The organism is Pseudomonas savastanoi, assembly GCF_020917325.1.
Lineage (GTDB): Bacteria > Pseudomonadota > Gammaproteobacteria > Pseudomonadales > Pseudomonadaceae > Aquipseudomonas > Aquipseudomonas amygdali.
In genome coordinates, this window is record NZ_CP076652.1 from 3,995,469 (window position 1) to 4,011,128 (window position 15,660).

At 58.4% G+C, this 15,660-nt stretch carries 9 protein-coding genes; all 9 read right to left on the bottom strand.

Translation table 11 applies throughout. From position 1 onward, the window contains the following. Window positions 1–51: 51 nt before the first annotated feature. The 9 genes from KP808_RS16840 to KP808_RS16880 all read right to left on the bottom strand — a co-directional run bounded on the left by KP808_RS16840 (window position 52) and on the right by KP808_RS16880 (window position 15,658). The gene (locus tag KP808_RS16840; protein WP_058408770.1) at window positions 52–444 is read right to left on the bottom strand and encodes a flagellar protein FlaG; all 393 of its coding nucleotides are present in this window, start codon (window positions 442–444) and stop codon (window positions 52–54) included. 72 nt (window positions 445–516) lie between these two features. Beyond that, a complete protein-coding gene (locus tag KP808_RS16845) occupies window positions 517–1,365 on the bottom strand; it encodes a flagellin domain-containing protein (RefSeq protein WP_057402995.1) in 849 nt (282 codons plus the stop codon). 327 nt (window positions 1,366–1,692) lie between these two features. Next, the gene (locus tag KP808_RS16850; protein WP_002554302.1) at window positions 1,693–2,619 is read right to left on the bottom strand and encodes a ketoacyl-ACP synthase III; all 927 of its coding nucleotides are present in this window, start codon (window positions 2,617–2,619) and stop codon (window positions 1,693–1,695) included. Between the two features lie 284 nt (window positions 2,620–2,903). Beyond that, complete coding sequence (locus tag KP808_RS16855; protein WP_230016524.1) at window positions 2,904–5,810, bottom strand: glycosyltransferase; 2,907 nt, start codon at window positions 5,808–5,810, stop codon at window positions 2,904–2,906. Between the two features lie 141 nt (window positions 5,811–5,951). Further along, window positions 5,952–9,527 (bottom strand): glycosyltransferase, encoded by a 3,576-nt coding sequence (locus KP808_RS16860; protein ID WP_230016525.1) that lies wholly within the window; start codon window positions 9,525–9,527, stop codon window positions 5,952–5,954. 88 nt (window positions 9,528–9,615) lie between these two features. Further along, complete coding sequence (locus KP808_RS16865; protein ID WP_230016526.1) at window positions 9,616–11,208, bottom strand: flagellar hook-associated protein 3; 1,593 nt, start codon at window positions 11,206–11,208, stop codon at window positions 9,616–9,618. 13 nt (window positions 11,209–11,221) lie between these two features. Continuing rightward, window positions 11,222–13,282: a flagellar hook-associated protein FlgK gene (gene flgK, locus KP808_RS16870; protein ID WP_230016527.1), complete on the bottom strand. Its 2,061-nt coding sequence runs from the start codon at window positions 13,280–13,282 to the stop codon at window positions 11,222–11,224. An 11-nt stretch (window positions 13,283–13,293) separates the two neighbouring features. Further along, complete coding sequence (gene flgJ / locus KP808_RS16875; RefSeq protein ID WP_058408776.1) at window positions 13,294–14,538, bottom strand: flagellar assembly peptidoglycan hydrolase FlgJ; 1,245 nt, start codon at window positions 14,536–14,538, stop codon at window positions 13,294–13,296. Between the two features lie 10 nt (window positions 14,539–14,548). Continuing rightward, a complete protein-coding gene (locus tag KP808_RS16880) occupies window positions 14,549–15,658 on the bottom strand; it encodes a flagellar basal body P-ring protein FlgI (protein WP_058401320.1) in 1,110 nt (369 codons plus the stop codon). Window positions 15,659–15,660 lie beyond the last annotated feature (2 nt).

Consider the following 15,660-nt stretch of genomic DNA (forward strand, 5'->3'; position numbering starts at 1 on the left):
CACTGCCTTTTCAGAGGTCTCGCAAAACGGCAACACATACCGTACTGACAATCAGGCCTTGGCTCGGAACAACAAACTGTTCGCATCACTCAGGCTATCGGCCAGCTTCAGGATTTCTGCATTGGGAATTTGTCTTACCACTTCACCCGAGTCACTGGCAATGACCTTGACGATCACTTTGCCAGAAGCTTCATCGATCGAAAACTCGAGATTGCGCTTCACCGAATGAAAAAATTTCTGGATGTCTTCTGCCGCGGCTTTGACTTTCGCCTCGTCGTGGGAGTCATCCTTGTGCAGATCTGAGCCTTTACTTTCCGCTGTAGCGGCAACACGCTCGACTGACGGCGTATCGGCAGGCTTGTCAACAGACTTGTCCGGCATTGGAGCCTGACTCGCCGGTTGGGCGGCCGGATAAGAAACGTTCAGTTTTACACTCATATCCATAACCATCACCTCCGAAAGTAAAAAAGCGAGAGAGCGCTATTACGCACTCCCCCGCTAAAACTCATGTCGCTATTACTGAAGCAGTTTCAGTACAGCGGATGGCAGCTGGTTAGCCTGAGCCAGAACAGAGGTGGAAGCCTGTTGCAGGGTCTGTTGCTTGGTCAGCTGTGCAGTTTCAGCAGCGAAGTCGGTATCTTGTACGCGACCCAGTGCAGCACTGGCGTTTTCGTTGATGTTCTGCAAGTTGGAGATGGTGCTGGTCAGACGGTTTTGTGCAGCACCGAGGTCAGCACGCGTGGAGTTGATGGTCTGCAGAGCCGAGTCGATGGCGGCGATAGCGGCAGAGAAGTTACTCTCTGCAGTGGTGCTATCGGAACCAGCGATGGTTACTGCCGAACCGACACCCAGGGTGTTGGCGTCAAAGCTTGCGCTCAGAGTCAGGGTGATCTGGTTCGAAGCGCCAGAGTTGGAACCAACCTGGAAAGTCATGGTGCTGGCGGAACCGTCAAGCAGGTTCTTGCCGTTCAGGTTGGTACTTTGAGCGATACGGGTCAGCTCGGAACTCATCGCGGTGAATTCTTTGTTCAGCGCGTCACGGTCAGTGGAGCTGTTGCTGTCGTTTCGCGACTGAACAGCCAGTTCACGCATACGCTGCAGAATGTTGGTCGACTCTTGCAGAGCGCCTTCAGCGGTCTGCGCCAGGGACATACCGTCGTTGGCGTTTTTGATCGCCATAGTCTGGCCGCGGATCTGCGAAGTGATCTTGGTAGCGATTTGCAGGCCGGCAGCGTCATCTTTGGCGCTGTTGATTTTCAGACCGGAAGACAGACGAGTCATCGAGGTCGAAAGTGCGTCGGAAGCGCGACCCAGGTTCTTCTGGACGTTCAACGATGCTACGTTGGTGTTTACTGTTAAAGCCATGATGAATTCCTCGTTGGTTTGGTACTACGTGGCTTCCGGCCCCTGCAAGCGCCGGGTGTGCCTAGAGAACCTTCGTAATAGTTATCGTCGCGATGGCAGGTTGCTTGAGTGTTTTTTTTGAATATTTTGCCATCATGCCTGCACCCCTTATAAAACAAGGGTTTGAGGCGAAACCAAACCAACATGACGCGAGGAAACCTGTTGTCTGAACTTCACGTTCCAGAAAGAGCAGGCCACTGTTGAAGTTCAAAAATGTGACCAGAATCGATTATTCAAAAAAAAGCGCCCGGTGAACTAGTCACGGGCGCTGTTTTAGCCTGCGGCGATTCAGGCTTTATAGATAATCGCAGAACCCCAGGAAAGCCCCACGCCAAAACCGCTCAGCGCTACTCGATGCCACGAAGAGTTGAGTACGTGCTTTTCAATCAGCAATGGAATACTCGACGACACGGTGTTACCCGTCTCAACCATGTCCTTGAGAAACTTCTCGGGCTTGTCTTCAAAGCGGCGCGCCACGGCATCGACAATGGCAGCGCTGCCCTGGTGAATGCAGAATGCATCGATATCGTCAGGCGTCAGGTCTGACTCTCCCAACAGTTCATGCAGGTGCGCCGGTACTTTCAGCAGCGCAAAATTGAACACCTGACGACCGTTCATGAAAAACACGCCATTGCTGACCTTCAAGTGCGGCGCACCCGAACCGTCGGTGCCGAATTTAGCCTTGCCCAGTTGCCAGGCAGCGTCCTCGCCCATCCAGGTCGCTGTGGCTGCATCGCCAAACAACATGGTGGTGTTGCGGTCCTGCGGGTCGACGATTTTCGAATACGGGTCAGCGGTTATCAGCAGACCGTTTTTCAGCCCTGCCGCTTCCATGAACCCCTTGATCGCGTAGATGCCATAGACATAGCCGGAACAGCCCAGCGAAATGTCGAACGCAGCGACATTGGTCGACAGACCCAGCTTGTCCTGAACGATGGCTGCGGTATGCGGCAGCCCCTCTTCGTCGCCGTTCTGGGTGACGACGATCAAAACGTCAATACTTTCGCGCTTGAGCTGCGGGTTGTTGGCAAACAGGGTATTGGCCGCTTCAACGCACAGGTCCGAGGTTTCCTGGCCAGCGTCTTTACGCGGCAGAAACGTGGAACCGATTTTCCCGAGGATGAAATCTTCATCCTTGCCGAAACTGGCACCTTGAGCGTAGTTATCCACGCCAGCAGTGGGCACGTAACTCGCTATGCTTTTAATGCCAATCATCATGGCTTCCCGATGAGTAAACAGGTCATTTTTCGTCCCGATAAGATCAGGGCGCTACCGAATAAGGGTGATTGCAGACATTTTCAGGGCGCAAGGCATGTGAAAGCAAGCCAGGCGCGTGTCGCTCCCTGTAACACAATACAGTGAAGATGCACGTTATGACCCGCAGGTCACGCCGGTTTGTACGCTTTGCGATTATTGGCGGAGGGAAAAAACAAAATGACGCCACAGCAGAAGGGAGACGATCCGGCCGTAAAACAGCCGGATCGCATGATGCATGCAGCTTAAACCGCCAGCGTGAACCCCTTGCCGTTGAGATCGAGATTGGCGTTATAAGCTTCGTCCTGGGCAAACTGCGCCGCCCACTTTCCGCTCAGCGCGCCAAGCGCTGGTTCGGGAGCATTTACCACGCCTGAATGAACCACCTGAACATGCGGGGTCCAGACGGTCAGATAGCCCGCCTGTGCAGCCTTCAGGCACAGGTCGACATCGCCCAGCGACTCGGCAAAAGCCTCTTCGTCCAGCCCGTCCAGTGAGTCGTACAACGCCTTGGCAATCATCAGGCAGGCTGATGACACGGCGGAGTAGTTCTGCTCGACCACCAGTCGCTGCATATAGCCATGTGACGTCTTCGGCTCGCCAACGAAGCCGGAACCGACACCGCCATTGAGTCCCAGAACAAGACCTGCCTGGGTAATGGTTCCTTCACGGTCCACCAGACGCACCCCGACCACGCCCACTTCCGGACGCTGTGCCTGGTTGAGCAACGACTCGATCCAGCCGACATTGACGATCTGGCTTTCGGCATCCAGCAGAATCAGGTACTCGCCCTTGGCTTCCTGGCTGACCAGATTGCGCAAGGCGGCCGTGCTGACACGCTGCTCGGCGCGGAATACGCGTACCCGGCTGGACAGCTGTTGCTGCTGGTCGAGCCAGGTCGACAATTCGGCAGAGGTGCTGGCGTTATCACCGATCAACACTTCATAGCGCTGATAGCGGGTGCGTTGCAGGATACTGTGCAGGCAACGTTGCAGTTCCGGCAGATTGTCCTGGCTGTGGAGCAGAATCGAGACCACCGGCCGATGGGCATGGCGATAATCGATCTTGTAGGTGCCAGGCAACGCCGAACTGACCTCAGCCTGATAACCACGCTGCCCCAGGTGACGTGTCAGCGCCTTTTGCTCGTCCTGATTATCTTCGAGTTCGGGGGCATCGCAGATCAGCACGGGCTCGCTCAAATGAGCCAGACCGCTCATGCCGCCTTGCTCGATCAGACGCAGCAGCAGATCGAATTCAAGCGCCTTGGGAAACTCTCGCGAATAGCCGCCCGCCTCGACCAGCAATTGGCGGCGAATCAGCCAGTGCCGAGCGGCCAGTGTCGGCACACTTTGCAGCAGATCAAGGTTGAAGCCCGGACGGAACAACGGCGTAAGGGTGCCGTTGGCTTGACGGTGAATCTCATCCACAGCTACGGCCCGGCATTGCCCGGCGTCAATCAACTCGGCACTGGCCAGCAGCAGACCGCTGCGGGTGAACTCTTCACCCGCCTGTACCAGCATCAGCCAGTCGCTGGAGGCCTGTTTGACGACCTGATTGATCTTGTCGACATAGTTGTTTTCGGCGACTTTGACGAAGTGCAGGGTGTCGTTCAGGCTGGTGGTTGCCGGCAGATCACCGGTGGTGAATACCACGACCTTGAACGCTCGATAATGGCTGTTGATCAGGCTGTCGAAGGTTGCCTGCAGCTTGAACACGTCGGCTTCCAGATCAAGCAGCAAAATACCGATTTGCGAACCGGCTGGCCGACGCGCCAGCTGCGTGGTGAGCTTTTTCAGTTGTGCCGGTGCCGGATCACGCGAATCGAGCCAGTCGAGCAACTTGCCGGAAGGCATGCCACGCAACAGCTGGCTGTTATCGAAAGCGGAATCAGACTGCAGGCGCTGGCCCCAGGCAACGATGCGCTCGGCGCGCTCGATGTCGTCCTCGTCCTCGGACTTGCCCAGCTCATCGGCCAGACGTTGCACGACGCTGTGACTGAAGGAGTAGTGTGCATAGGCTTGCCACAGACGGCTCAAAAGCGACTCGGCGTCCGGGTTGCTCTGTACACGCAACAGCTCGGCCTGCTTGACCAGCACGGACTCCAGCCCTTCCATCTGCACCTGCCCTGCCGGCAAGAGATGGATCAGAAACTCGATTTGCGCCAGTTCGTCGAACAACGGCTGGTTGTAGAACGGCAGTTCAACGAACTGGCGAGGCTCGAACTGCGCATCTGCCTGCGTCAGGGCAACGTTCCACGCTGAACTGATGATTTTTTCGCCGCCCTGATACGGCTGGGTTTCGAGGCATTCAGCCATGGCTGCCAAGCCGGCCAGTACAGCGTGCTCGCCCTGCTCACCTTGCAGATCGCGGCTATTGCCGAGCGACGAAACAACCAGACGCGCAAGCGTTTCGCGCTCGGCTTTGGCCTTGGGGTCGATATGCTTGACTGCGCCTGCAATGGCAGCGCCATAGCGATGCTCTGCCTCCCTGCCGGCGTTGACGTGCAACGCATAGGGAATGGGCAGGATGCGCAAGGCAGCAGCCGCAACCAGAAAGGTCATATGGCCGATTTCCTGCCAGTGCAGCTCGGTGCCCTCAGGCACTGAAGTGAACCACTGACGCGCCAGCCCGGTCCGGGTCACGGCATTGAGCAGCGACAGGCTCTGCCCCATGAAGCCCAGAAGCCGCTCGTCGGCCTGATCAGACGCGTAGTCCTCATGAACCTTGCGGTCGCGGCGGAAATAATCCACGTGATCGACGTAAGCCTGGTAACCCAGGCTATAGCCCTGGCAAGCACCGTAACGCTCGTTGCTTTCAAGGAAACTCACGGCCTCGGTCAGTGCGTCAGGCAGCAAGAAACTGTCGACCTGCGCGTACACCACAAAGGGCGTGGACACCTGCTTGAGGCCTTCTGCAATTCTGGCGCTGAGCCCGGTTTCACTGAGGGCGGCGTTGTGGATGTACTGCAGCCCGGCACGCTCCGCAACCTGCGCGTCGGGCGCAGGCGAGGCATCGACCACAATCACATTGCACGGATAACTGCTGTAGTACTTCAGCGCACGACGCAGGAAATCCGGCTGATTCTCGGCGAGCAACAGCAGGGTCAAACGCTGGCTCAACGGTGTGGTTTCATTTCCAGAATGGCTTTGCATGAGCTTTCCTTGATAGCGTGCCGATGGCGTCTCTAATCCTGGTGACCAGAAGCAACCCTGATAACCAAAAGACCCGGTCAACGCAAGAGCAAACAACACAGCTCCAGCCATCAGTGGCTGGAGCGCATCAAACAGGTCGGGTCAGTCGGGCAACCAGCCGTTAGCCCAATATTGCAGGTTTTCTCCACGCAACATGAAATCGCGCAAGACGGTTTCGCGCAATTCGTCGCCCATACGATAGCTCGCATTGGGGTCTGACAGGTGCATGCGAATCGCCTGCAACCATTCTTCGGAGCTGTTGGTGTAGACCCGCGTAGCCGGCAAATGGCCGCGGTACGCCTCGGTGTCCGAACAGATGACCGGGTAGCCGCACGCACCATACTCCAGCAGACGCAGATTGCTCTTGCAGTCATTGAAGATATGGAATTCCAGCGGTGCCAGGGCCAGATCAAGGTTCAGGCTGGCCAGTTTGGCCGGGTAGGTTTGCAGGCTTACAGCTGTGTGATACTCATGAATGTAAGGCTTGAGCAAGTCCGGGCACATGCCGAAGAACACCCATTCGACTTCATCGGCCAGTTCACGCACGACATCGACAATCAATTCCAGGTCGCCGCGATGACTGGTCCCGCCGCCCCAGCCGATCCGCGGCTTGCCGGAGGTGCGGCGCTGGCTTTTGAGGCTGCTCCACAAGTGCGTCGCCAACATGTTCGGCACGACACGAATGTCGCTGTGCATGCTCGACAGCACCTGAGCCAGCGGCTGGGTAGACACCACCACGCGGTCGCACAGGCCTATGCCCTTGCGCAGCATCTCGGCAATGTTGTCGGGCATGCTGCGCCGGTGCTCGTTTCGCTCGGGCACATCAATGATGTAGTCATCCAGTTCAAAAATGCGCATGGCACTGGAGTAGTTTTTGGCCAGAACGATATCTTTGATCTTGGGTTCGGAATAACGCCCTTGAAAAACGATGACGTCCGGACGCTGGCGCTCGATCTCGACGGGCGTAGTCGACTCATAGGACATTCGGCCAACCACTCGCCCGGCCGCTATCAGCTCAAGCAACGGTTGGCTGACACGGTAATGACCCACTGCCGACGAGTTGACCAGCATGCCCAGAATCGAAGGCAGATGGCGGGTGCAGAACGGCTCCCAGCCCACTTGCAGACCTGGGTCAAGATCGAAAGCCTGCACTTCACTGAGATGAAGATTGGGGTTATAGGCCGGGTCCCGAGCCATTTTTGGCAGCCATTTTTCAAAGAACGATTGCTGCTCGTTATCCAGCGCCTGACGAGACGTTTCAGAGCGCTCGGCGGCGGCAGGCTCGGCCAATACCAGTGACGAATCGGGTGTGCCGACAATCAGGTAGCCGTCACGCCCGACCCGCATGCACAGGTCCAGATCCTGCAGCCCTTGAGTGAAGGTTGCAGCCTCCATGCCGCCTGCCTGGTCGAAAACTTCCTTGCGGACCATCAGGCAGTTGCCACTGACCGCGCTCCAGTTCTGCGTCAACTGCAGACGCTGCATGTAGCTGCTTGAGCCTGCCGGATAATTGATGAAGGGCCGCCCCGCCAGCCCGTCCATGCCCATCACCATCCCTGCGTACAGAATATTGCCCTGCGGGGTGAGGATTCGTGGCCCGACGATGCCCACCTCGGGACGCTGGGCATGGTTGAGCAGACTTTGCAGCCAGTCAGCCTGATGCAGCACAGCATGCGGGCTGAGCATGAGCAGATAATCGCCGTTGGCGTGCCGCGCGGCGAGGTTCTGAGCACTGGCTTCGCTGCCGGGCTCGGTCAGCGCATAAATGCGCAGCTTGTCGCTGCCCAGCTCACTCATCGCGGCAAACCAGGCGCGGGTATCGGCGCTCTCGCTGGCATTGTCGACGATCAGCACTTCAAAATAAGGGTAAGTCGTGTTGCTGAGCAGGCTTTCTACACACCGCTCCAGGGCTGCCAGTTGATCCCGGGTGGTAATGATCACCGATACCAGCGGGGTTGTAGCATGCCGGTATTCGATCCGGTTCAGCAGTGGCAGCTGATCATGGTGGATGACGTGCTCTCGGCCAATGCGCGAAAGATGGGCCGATACGACCGACTCGTTATGCTCGATCACCTGAGGCAGCGAAAGCCATTCAGCGTAGGTCAGGGTCGATTCAACCTGAACCTCGGCGATGTGTTCGACAGACTGAGGCCCGACGCCTTCCACCAGACGCCAGATGAAATCGTGCGGTGCCAGTTCGCCGTGTACAGGGTCGAAGCCGCCTGTGTCCAGCAGGTTGCGGCGCTGGAACGCCAGCGTGCGGCCAACATAAGGATAGGCCCGCATCAGGTCCAGGTTGAAATCAGGCTTGAAGATCGGCTCGCTGGATTTCCCATCGACCAGAGCGCCTTCATCGCTGTAAACGCACAACAGGCCCTCGCTTTGCGCGACTCGCTCTGCCAGCACCAGCAGTGACGGCTGAGTCAGCCGGTCCCCGGCACGCAGCAGATAAACCCAGTCGGCGTTCTCCAGCAGCGGCAGCACTTCGTTCAGTTGGCGCGCCCAATCCGGCTGCAACGAGAAGCGCAGCACCTGCGGATCGTCAACATCGGCATTGGTCAACACAACCACTGAATCAGCGGCGTAATCCTGCTCGGCAATGCTGCGCAGGGTGATGTCCAGCCCTTCGGCATCGCCAAACGGGTCAACGACCACCGGAACGATGCGCGGCTGCCACGTCCAGTGTCCGATGCGTTTCTCGATCAGTTTTCTCTGCGGGGCGGTAAATTGCCGACACGACAGCCACTCGGTGTAAAGCTCGGCGTAGGTTTCGCTCTTGCTGCCCACCCGGCTGTGCATGACACCCTGACGGCTGGCCATTATCCCGTAAAGGCCGACCTCGTCCCACTCACGGGGCTGTTCCAGCGCCTTGCGCAAGGGCAAAAAGCGCACCCAGCCCTGGGCCGGGGCCTGCTCACCGCTACGTGCCTTGAGCATTTCGTTCAGCCAGCCCCATTCAGTGGCGGCCTTTTGAATCACGTCGGGCTGGCCGCTGAAACGATCCGGGTGCCGGCGCTCGACGTTTTGAATAGTGTGCAGCGCCACCAGGTTGCCACGGCGCAACAGGCATATGAACAGCGCAAAATCCAGCAGCGCGATAAACCCCTGTCCCGACTGGGCAATCGAAGGCAGGTACTCCATAACATCGGCCCGGCGCATCAAAGCAGCACTGAACCCACCCAGATAATTGCGTGGCGTACGCTCGAAAATCGCCAGCATGTCCTCGCCTTTGAACACCGCGTCGTAGGGCACAAGCCCGACGTTTTCCAGACGGGGTGGCAATACGTAGTCATCGATGTCGACCAGATGTCGTCGGCCAACGACCAGACTCACGTCTTCATAGGCATCCAGAACGCCTGCCTGATTAGCGATGAAGTACGGAAAGAGGCGGTCGTCGTCACACAGAAACTTGATGTATTCGCCGCGCGATTCTTCAAGGCACTTCAGCAGGTTGCCCTGAAACCCCAGCCGCTGCGGGTTGCGCACGTAACGTGCGAGGTTGCTGGATGCGGGCACCAGTTCGTCGAAAACGGCCTTGATTTCATCGGTGCGGCAATCGTCGCAGACAATGATTTCCAGGTTGTCGTAAACCTGATTCAAGGCACTTTGTAGCGCGGCGCGGAAGAACCGGGGATTGAGGGCAGGAATGACGATACTGACGAGGGGGACTGAATTCACTATTGCAGACTCGCGAGCGGCGGGAGGCTACCGGTCAAGTAACCTCCCTCACCGCTGAAATAAAGACGGCGGATGCTCAATGCCAGGGTTACAGCTGGCTGAACAGGTTCAGCTTGGACAACTGGACAAATACCTGCTGAGAGGCATCCAGCATGGTCTTCTGCAGCGTCAACCGGGTGGTGGCCTCAACGATATCGGCGTTGACGTAGGTGCCTTGCTCAACTGTGTTGTTACCCTTGAGCAAATCGTTGGTCGTGCCTTGCGCCGTCGCCGCCAATTGACGTGCACCGCCGGCGGAGCGCGCTGTGGACGCCTGGTCGATGCTGCTGGCAATGTTGCCAAGCGCCGAGCCCAATGCGGCATCAAGCTTTTGCGAGGCAACCAGATTGCCATCAGTGGGTGTCGACAACGCCTTGATCGCCGCGGTCAGCGTATTGAGGATGTTCTCGGTCTGGTGCGTGCCGGACTCCACGACAAACTGATCACCGGCTGCTGGCGTGCCGCTGACCGTAAAATTGACGCCCGACGCATTGGCCGTCGAACCGGTCAACGTGCCACTCGACACGGGTTTGCTGCTGCTGGTCACGGGCGACGCATACAGGTCGTAGGCAGTGGCACTGGTGAACTTGAGAATCGCACCATTGGGCGGAAAGGTGTTGTTGAACGCCGTGCGGTCAGCCGTTGTGTTGCCCACTGCCGAACTACTGATGGTGGCGGCCGATGTGTTACCCGGGCTGCGCGAGGTCGAGACCGTGTCTGGCGTCGAGGCCAGTTCATAGCTGCGATTGGTCAGTGCAGTAGCGGCCGTTGCAGGCGTGGCAGATTCGGCAGCTGACAGGTTGATGTTCATGGTCAGCTCTACACCGCGGAAGGTGAAGGTCTGATCAGCGAACGAGCCATAGCTGAATTTACCGGCAGTTGACGCATCGGTCGTGACGTCGGTGCCGCTGGCATCGGTAATCTTGAACTGCGTACCGCTGAGGAACGTCATGGTGTACGGTTCGCCAGCCTGATAGCCCGAGTTGTAGGCGCTGGTGGACGTCACCTGACCGCCAGTCAGGCCGACCTTGCCGTCGTCGGTCGCAGGCGAAAGCAGCGTCGAAGACGTACGGGTAGTGTTGACGGCTTGCTCGAACGCTTCATAGCCTGTGGTGTTGCTCGGCAAAACCAGGCCATCACCAATCGCCAGATTGACGCTGGTCTGGTCCCCGCTGTAGCTGTAAGTGCCATCGGCATTCTGCGCGTACGGCGGCGCCGAAGACTTGGACCCGGCAAAAATATACTGGCCGTTGGAGTCCTGGCTGTTCATCAAGCCGAGAAGCTGGCTCTGATACTGCTTGAGTTCAGCAGCCTTGGCCAGGCGGTCGGAATCGGTGTAGGCACCGTTGCCTGCCGACACGATCACTTCACGGGCCGTCTGCATCGTATCGACGATGCTGGTCAGCGCGGTCTCGGAGTTGACGATGTTGGTATTGATCGTGCCGATGTTCGACGCGTACTGGGTCAGCATGGAGTTCTGCTGAGCCAGTTGCAGGACACGTGCAGCGCCTACCGGATCATCGCTGGCGGTATTAAGTTTGATGCCGCTGGAGACCTCTTCACTGGTCTTGAGCACATTCGAATACGTACGCTGATAATTGGTGTTGGTGGATTCGTAGAACTGGGTAGTTGAGATCCGCATGGTTCACGACTCCTTAAAGGCTGTTGATCAGCGTGCTGAAAATGGTTTGGGCCGCCTTGATGATCTGCGAAGAGGCCGTGTAGTACTGCTGATACTTGATCAGGTTGGCCGCTTCTTCATCGAGCGACACGCCCGAGACCGAATCACGCGCGGACTTGGCCTGTGCAACGACGGCAGCGCTGGCGGTGACATCGCTCTTGCCCTGCCCTGCCAATGTACCGACGACCGAGACCAGATCGGAGTAAGCGCCGGACAGGCTGGTGCCCACGCCGCCGTTGGTGACGCCGACGGTCTTGGCCGTCTGCAACCCCACCACTGCCAGCGCATTGCGGTTGTCCGAAGAGCCGGCACCGGTCAGGCCGATGCTGAACGTGTCATTGACCAATGGCGAACCGGACAGGGTCATCTGCACTTCGAACGCGGTCTTGCCTGCCGGGGTGGTGGTGTTATCGGTGTAACCGATGCTCAGCTTTACAGCGTTGCTCTGACCCTGAATGATCGTGCCACTTACCGCGCTGCCATTCTGGTCAAGCACGGGCGCACCGCTGGCATTGATCAGCGTGTAGCTCTGCACACCGGTACTGCTGACCGCACCCATCACCAGCTTCATCGGCGCGGAGTCTTTGATCGCGTTACGCAGGTCAGAGGTCTGAACGCTGTCGTAGATGTCCGATTTGGTATTGAGCACTGGCTGCGTGAAGCCACCTGTGCCCGAGTTGCTGGACCCGGCAGTCGCTGTCAATGGTGCGGCGGCTGCAATGTCCTTGGGATCGGTCAACACCACCGAGATACCCGAGGCACCGTTGCGTGTCGGAGTAACCTTGAAAACGTCGCCAGCAGCCAGCGCATTGCCATTGAGGCTGACACTGAAGCCATCGAACTGTTTGGGCGGGTTGTCAGTCAGCGCACCGGTGCCGACGCTTTCGCCGTTGGGCAGGCGACGAACCGTGAAGTTGGAGGCGTCGCTGAAGGTGACTTCGTAATCGTCGGCGGTCAGTTTGCTGGTATCGCCAATGGTCACGTCCAGGTTGCCGGAACCGGCGCTGTTGGTGGTCTTGCCGGTACTGCGCTGCGAAATGGCGTCGGCACTGTTGATGTTGGAATACAGGCTGGAACCGAAGTTGCCTTTGCTGTCGATGCCCTGACTCATCTGGCTGTTGACCTGATCGGCCAGCACCATCGCGGCACGGCCCAGCTCATTGGTCGCAGGCACCAGCACATCGGAGCGATAGCGCAGCAGACCGCCAATCGAGCCACCGCTGATCACCGAGGTGACGTCAGTCTTGGTCTGGCCGTAAGCGATTTGTACGTTGTACTGCAGAGGATCGGCAGGGCTCGGGGTCGCCGACATGGTGTACGACGTGCCACCGCTGACCAGCGATTGGCCCGTGCCGGTGTAGATATCGTAGTTGCCGTTGTTCTCGATTACCTTGACACCCACCAGCCCGTTGAGCTGGCGCACAGTCTCATTGCGCGAATCGAGCAGCGAGTTGGGCGTGGTGTTGCCAGCCCCTGCCTGAGTGATCTGTTTGTTCAGGCTTGCCAGGGTCGTGGTCAGCTCGTTGACCTGTTTGGTGAAGGTGGTGAGCTGAGCGTTGACGTTGTCATTCTGCGATGACAACTGCGAGGCGACCGAATTGAAACGCGAGCTCAACGCAGAAGCCTGAGTCAGGAATGCCGAACGGTCCGAGGACTGCGTAGCGTTGGTGGCAATGCCCTGCATCTTGGTGAAAAAGTCAGCCAGCTGCGTGGACACGCCAGTCGCGCTGTCGGACAGCAGCGTATCGGTCTTGCTGGCCTGGCCGGAGTACGCAACCGCGTCGGCGCTCAGGGCAGTACTGGTTTGCAATTGGGCATCAAGGTAGCTGTTATAGATACGACGCACGTCGGACAGCGTCGTACCGGTGCCGATGTAACCGACACCCAGGCCGATATTGATCTGTGCCGAAGCCGTGGTCATTACCTGCTGACGCGAGTAACCGGCGGTATCCACGTTGGCCGTGTTGTTACCGATGGTGTTGATCGCGGCACTGCTGGCATTGATACCTGAGAGCCCAATTGAAATCAGCGACATGATTCAAAACCTTATAAAGTCGTGGAAGAGCCCGATGCAGCAGCGTAAGTCTGGTAACTCTTCATCTGCTTCGCGATCTGCGAAATCTTGCTGGCGTAGGCTGGGTCAGTTGCATACCCGGCCTTCTGCAATTCTTTTACAAACTGTTCCGGTTTATCGGCCGAATTGACCACTTCTTTATACCGATTGTTGTTCTGCAACAGGCTGACCAGGTCGTGGAAGCTGTCGGCGTAGGAATCGTAGGAACGGAAGTCTGCGGTTTCCTTGACCATCTTGCCGTCACGGAACTCACTGGTAATGGCGCGCGCTTCAGCGCCTTTCCAGCTACCCGCCGCCTTGATGCCGAACAGGTTGTGACTGCTGCTGCCATCCTGCTGACGCATGATCGACTTGCCCCAGCCGGTTTCCAGCGCAGCCTGCGCCACCAGCATCACCGGGTCGACGCCAATGCGTGCGGCTGCGTCCTTGGCCAGCGGCAACATCGTTTCGACAAACTGGTCGGCACTGCTGAATGCGCGCTTGGCCGGTGCCAGCGGTGGCTGGGCAATGGAACGCACGTACTCAGGCGCGGGTGCCAGGTTGGGGTCGAGTGTCCAGTCACCATTGGAGCCGTCGCTGCTGGCGGTTGCGCGAGCAGGTACAGGGCTGTTGCTGACGGCTGCGGTGGCGGAAGGCACGATGCCGGCCAGCAATCGGTCGGTGAGTTTGGTTGGCAACGACAGACGACGCGAGTTGAGCGCCGCCATGTCATTGCGTCCATCACCAGATGCAGAAACTGCGGCAGCCGCCTGATCTGCCGCCGCCGAGCGCGTGGCCCACAGCGGACGCTGATAGACACTGGTCGCCAGGCCGGCTTTGGCCGGGGTCGTATCGCCAGTCGTTGCAGGCGTGGCTGTCGTATCGGTCGGCGCTGCGTGCTGAATACCCTTGTCCTTGGACAGTTGACGCATCAGCACGTCCTGCAAACCGATGCCGTTGCCACGGGTAGACAGGGTGACCGCCAATTGCTGGTCATACATGTCCTGATACTGCCGCGTCGCCGGAGTGTTCATCGGGTTGTCCTTGGCCAGCACTTCGTTGGCCGAACGCATGGCCTTGAGCATCTGGCTGACGAACAGCGACTCGAACTCCTGAGCAACCTTCTTCTGGTTGGCCACGCTGTCCTTGTCGCCATGCTTCAACGCTGCCAGACGGTTGACGTCGGTATAGGCACCGGAGTCGACCGCTGACGAAATTCCGCTCTTGGGCATGTCCATAATCGAGTCCTCAGATGACGATCAGGTCGGCTTGCAACGCGCCGGCCTGCTTAAGGGCTTCGAGGATGGCCATCAGGTCACCGGGCGCAGCGCCCACCTGATTGACCGCACGAACAATCTCGTCCAGCGTGGTGCCTGGGCCGAATTTGAACATCGGGTGCAGCTCCTGCTGGGCATTGACCCGCGAACGCGGCACGACCGCTGTCTGGCCACCGGACAATGCGCCCGGCTGGCTTACAATCGGGTCTTCGGTGATGGTCACGGTCAGGCTGCCGTGCGTTACCGCAGCAGGCGAAACCCTGACGTTCTGACCGATCACGATAGTGCCGGTCCGCGAATTGATGATGACCTTGGCAGCGGTCTGGCCTGGGTCGACTTCCAGGTTCTCCAGAATCGACAGGTAGTCGACACGCTGGCCCGGATCAAGCGGCGCGGTCACACGTACCGAGCCGCCGTCCAGCGCCTGAGCAACGCCAGGGCCGAGCAGCTCATTGATCTTGTCCACAATCCGCTTGGCAGTGGTGAAGTCGGACCGGTTCAGGTTGAGGGTCAGGGTATTACCCTGATTGAAGCCGCTCGGCACCGAGCGCTCGACCGAAGCACCACCAGGAATACGGCCCGACGACGGAACGTTGACAGTGATTTTCGAGCCGTCACGGCCTTCCGCATCAAAACCGCCGACCACCAGGTTGCCCTGTGCGATGGCGTAAACATTGCCGTCGACACCCTTCATTGGCGTCATCAACAGCGCACCGCCGCGCAGGCTCTTGGAGTTACCGATCGAGGAAACGGTGATGTCGACCGTCTGACCCGGTTTGGCAAACGCTGGCAGATCCGCGTACACAGCAACTGCTGCAACGTTTTTCAACTGCACAGTACCGGAGCCGGACGGCACCTTGATGCCGAACTGCGACAGCATGTTGTTGAACGTCTGCAGGGTGAACGGGGTCTGGGTGGTCTGGTCGCCCGTACCGTTGAGACCCACGACCAGACCGTAACCGATCAACTGGTTGGCCCGCACGCCGGAGATGCTTGCGATGTCCTTCAAACGCTCGGCGTGAACGCCGAACGCTGTGGACAACAACAAGGTCGCCGCTATCAGTTGCTTGAGCTTGATCATGT

Coding starts and splice junctions, on each gene's coding strand:
- KP808_RS16840 (WP_058408770.1), bottom strand. CDS start 444: ATGGATATGAGTGTAAAACTGAACGTTTCTTATCCGGCCGCCCAACCG.
- KP808_RS16845 (WP_057402995.1), bottom strand. CDS start 1,365: ATGGCTTTAACAGTAAACACCAACGTAGCATCGTTGAACGTCCAGAAG.
- KP808_RS16850 (WP_002554302.1), bottom strand. CDS start 2,619: ATGATTGGCATTAAAAGCATAGCGAGTTACGTGCCCACTGCTGGCGTG.
- KP808_RS16855 (WP_230016524.1), bottom strand. CDS start 5,810: ATGCAAAGCCATTCTGGAAATGAAACCACACCGTTGAGCCAGCGTTTG.
- KP808_RS16865 (WP_230016526.1), bottom strand. CDS start 11,208: ATGCGGATCTCAACTACCCAGTTCTACGAATCCACCAACACCAATTAT.
- flgK (WP_230016527.1), bottom strand. CDS start 13,282: ATGTCGCTGATTTCAATTGGGCTCTCAGGTATCAATGCCAGCAGTGCC.
- flgJ (WP_058408776.1), bottom strand. CDS start 14,538: ATGGACATGCCCAAGAGCGGAATTTCGTCAGCGGTCGACTCCGGTGCC.
- KP808_RS16880 (WP_058401320.1), bottom strand. CDS start 15,658: ATGATCAAGCTCAAGCAACTGATAGCGGCGACCTTGTTGTTGTCCACA.